Origin of the sequence: Streptococcus mitis (assembly GCF_946190155.1) — a bacterium.
In the GTDB taxonomy this organism is placed as follows: Bacteria; Bacillota; Bacilli; order Lactobacillales; family Streptococcaceae; genus Streptococcus; species Streptococcus mitis_CL.
This window is the reverse complement of the sequence record NZ_CAMHZL010000069.1, coordinates 1-257: the sequence shown is the minus strand read 5'-3', so window position 1 is coordinate 257 and position 257 is coordinate 1. Positions and strand designations below refer to the sequence as shown.

The 257-nt window shown below is 51.8% G+C and carries 1 protein-coding gene; it reads right to left on the bottom strand.

Features of this window, described 5'->3' with window-relative positions; translation table 11 throughout:
- Window positions 1-257 (bottom strand): aminotransferase class V-fold PLP-dependent enzyme (locus N8O80_RS09560; protein WP_261028129.1); only part of this gene is annotated, 257 nt, incomplete at both ends.

The following is a 257-nucleotide window of genomic DNA, read 5'->3' as shown; positions in this document are numbered from 1 at the left end:
GGCTCGCAGGCTACCGCTGATACCCAACGCACTCATTAGCGGCTGAGCACAATGCTGGCCGGCGCGCAGAGCGATACCTTGCTCTGCCAGCAATGTGACCAAATCGCTGTGGTGTACTCCGTCAAAGTTAAAAGCCAGCAAGCTGGAGCTAGAGCAACGATAACTGCGATATCCGTCCAGTTTGCTCAGTTTCTCTTCCGCTAGCGTAGCCAAATTGCTGCTGTATTCTTCCGCCGCTTCAATATCAATATTTTCAA